General features: G+C 73.2%; 1 protein-coding gene. It reads left to right on the plus strand.

What is annotated here, in order from left to right; genetic code table 11:
* Positions 1–22: 22 nt before the first annotated feature.
* Positions 23–2,961, plus strand: a 2,939-nt coding sequence (locus tag ACN6LD_RS42055; protein WP_445045923.1) for an SDR family NAD(P)-dependent oxidoreductase, incomplete at its 3' end; no start/stop codon positions are given.

Below are 2,961 nucleotides of genomic sequence, written 5' to 3' on the forward strand. Positions count from 1 at the left end.
GAGTCCGCATCCGGTGTTGGCGGTGCCGATCGGTGAGACGGTCGAGGCTGTGGGCGGGGATGCGGTGGTGGTGGGTTCGTTGCGTCGGGGTGAGGGTGGCCTGGGGCGGTTCTACCTGTCTCTGGGTGAGGCGTGGGCGGGGGGTGTGGCGGTCGACTGGGGTCCGGTGTTCGCGGGGTTGACGCCTTCTCGGGTGGAGTTGCCGACGTATGCGTTCCAGCGCAGCCGCTACTGGCTGGACATGCCCAGGGTGCAGGCCGGGGTGGATCCGGCGCAGGAGGAGTTCTGGCGGATCGTCGAGGAGGGTGATCTGGAGGGGCTCGCGGGCACGCTGGGGCTGGACGGGACCGGGGGGCTCGATGGTCTCCTGCCTGCGTTGTCGGCCTGGCGTCGGGGACGGCAGGGCCGGGCGAAACTGGACAGCTGGCGCTACCGGGTGGCGTGGCGGCCCTGTCGGCTCCCCGAAGGAGCCACCCTCGAGGGGACCTGGCTGCTCGTCGTCCCCGAAGGACATGCCGGGTCGCCGCTGGTCGCCGCTGTCGCCGACGCCCTGAGCGATGCGGGCGCGACCGCCGTCCCCTTCGCGATGGCCGCCGACGAGCTGGACCGCGCACTCGTCGCCGCGCGCCTCACGGCCGCCGTCGCCGCTGCCGACACCGGAACCGACTCCGTGGCCGGGACCGACTCCGTGCGCGGCGTCGTGTCCCTGCTGGCCCTCGACGAGCGCCTCGCCCCGGACCACTCGGGTGCGACCGTCGGCATGATGTCCTCGCTGGTCCTGGTCCAGGGCATGCTGGACGCCGGCATCGAGGCCAGGACGTGGTTCCTGACCAGCGAGGCTGTCAGTACCGGGGACGGGGACACGGTCAGCCGTCCGATACAGGGCGCGCTCTGGGGATTCGGCCGGGTGGTCGCCCTGGAGCAGCCGCGGCGCTGGGGCGGCCTCGTCGACCTTCCCTGCGCACCCGACCCCGACGCCGCCCGCGGCCTGGTCGCCGTCCTCGCCGCAGGGGGCGACGAGGACCAGATCGCCCTGCGCGGATCGAGCGCCCACATCCGGCGGCTGGTCCGCACCCCCCTGTCCGGCCGAAGCGCATCGCGGTCCTGGAGCACCAGCGGGGCCGCGCTGGTCACCGGCGGCACCGGCGGCCTCGGCGCCCACACGGCTCGACTGCTCGCCCGCAAGGGCGCCGAGCATCTGGTGCTGACCAGCCGCCACGGCGACCGGGCGCCGGGCGCGGAAGCGCTGCGGCAGGAACTGACCGAGCTGGGCTGCCGGGTGACCATCGCCGCGTGCGACGTCGCCGATCGGGAAGCGCTGCACCGTCTCGTCGAGCAGGTGGAGTCCGACGGCCCCGCGATCCGCACCGTCGTGCACACCGCGGGCGTCGGCATGCTCGCCTCCCTCGCCGACACCGACCTCGACTTCTTCGCAGAGGGAGCCCGCGCCAAGCTGCTCGGCGCCGTCAACCTCGACGAACTCTTCGACCACGACCGGCTGGACGCCTTCGTCCTGTACTCCTCCGTCGCCGGCACCTGGGGCAGCGGCGACCACGGCGCCTACTCGGCCTCCAACGCCTACGTCGACGCTCTCGCCGACCATCGCAGAGCGCGCGGGCTGACCGGCATGTCCCTCGCCTGGGGCATCTGGAGCCCGGAGGGCGGAGGCATGGCCGTCAACGTCGTTCGGGAGCAACTGCGCTGGCGCGGAATCCCGTTCATGGACGCCGCCCTCGCCGTCGCGGGCCTCGAGCAGGCACTCGACCACGACGAGACCTTCCTCGCCGTCGCCGACATCGACTGGGAGCGTTTCGTCCCCGTCTTCACCGCCGCGCACTCCCGACCGCTGCTGCACGAGGTCCCCGAGGTGGCGGCCGCGATGCGGGCCGACGAAGCCGTTCTCGACCGCGCCTCGGAACGCGGCGGCGGCCTGCGCGCGGAACTCGCCGGCCAGAGCTCCGCCGAACGCGACCGGACGCTGACCGACGTGGTCCGCACCCAGGTCGCCGCCGTCCTCGGCTACGCAGACGGCGACGACGTCGCCGCCACACGTGCGTTCCGGGAACTCGGATTCGACTCCCTCACCGCGGTCGAGCTCCGCAACCGCCTCAACGAGGCGACCGGCCTCACGCTGCCCGCCGCGATCGTCTTCGACCACCCCAACGTCCGCGACCTCGCGCGCCATCTGCGCGGACAGCTCGTCGACGACGCCGCCGAGGAGCGGCCCGCCACGCTCCCGGCCGTCCCGGCGGCCCGCCCGGCCCGTGAGGACGAACCGATCGCCATCGTCTCCATGGGCTGCCGCTTCCCCGGCGGAGCACACTCACCGGACGACTTCTGGCGACTCGTCCTCGACGAGACCGACGCCATCTCCTCCCTGCCCGTCGACCGCGGCTGGGACGTGGAGAACCTGTACGACCCCGATCCGGACCGAGCGGGCACCACCTACGCCCGCGACGGCGGATTCCTGCACGACGCGGCCGAGTTCGACGCGGCCTTCTTCGGGATCTCGCCGCGTGAGGCGACCGCGATGGACCCGCAGCAGCGACTGCTTCTGGAGACCGCCTGGGAGACCCTGGAGCGGGCCGGCATCGCCCCCGACAGCCTGCGCGGCAGCGACACCGGAGTCTTCGTCGGCGTGTCCCACCAGGGCTACGGAGCGAGCGGGGGCGTGCCGGAGGGACTTGAGGGTCACCTCATCACGGGCACCGTCACCAGCATCGCCTCCGGCCGCATCTCCTACACGCTCGGCCTCGAAGGGCCGGCCGTGACGATGGACACCGGCTGCTCCTCCGCGCTCGTGGCCATGCACCAGGCCATGCGTTCCCTTCGTTCGGGCGAGTGCTCCCTCGCGCTGACCGGCGGCGCAGCCGTCATGGGCGAGCCCATCGGCCTGGTCGGCTTCAGCCGTCAGCGCGGCCTGGCCGTCGACGGCCGTTGCAAGGCGTTCGGCGCCGGCGC

It is taken from the genome of Streptomyces sp. SAS_272 (assembly GCF_052543235.1).